1 protein-coding gene is annotated in these 356 nt (G+C 60.4%); it reads right to left on the reverse strand.

Annotated features, from left to right (window positions below; genetic code table 11):
* Positions 1-356 (reverse strand): hypothetical protein (locus tag VL15_RS42770; protein WP_048248368.1); only part of this gene is annotated, 356 nt, incomplete at both ends.

Below are 356 nucleotides of genomic sequence, written 5' to 3' on the forward strand. Positions count from 1 at the left end.
TCGATCTCGTCGTTGTCCACGTCGACTTCGACGGGTATCAGCTCGCTGTCGACTTCGACATCGACCGGTCTGTCGTCGGCCAATAGCTCGATTTCTTCGTTGTCCACGTCGACTTCGACGGGCTTGTCGTCCGCGAACAGCTCGATCACGTCGCTGTCGACCTCGACCTCGACCGGCCTCTCGTCGGCCAACAGCTCGATCTCCTCGCTGTCCACGTCGACCTCGACGGGCATCAGCTCGCTGTCGACCGGCCTGAGCTCGACCGATAGCTCGGTGTCGTCGCTGTCGACTTCGACGTCGACTGGTTTGTCGTCGGCCAATAGTTCGATCACGTCGTTGTCTACGTCGACTTCGAC

This window comes from Burkholderia cepacia, from assembly GCF_001039005.1.
GTDB classification, from domain to species: Bacteria; Pseudomonadota; Gammaproteobacteria; order Burkholderiales; family Burkholderiaceae; genus Burkholderia; species Burkholderia theae.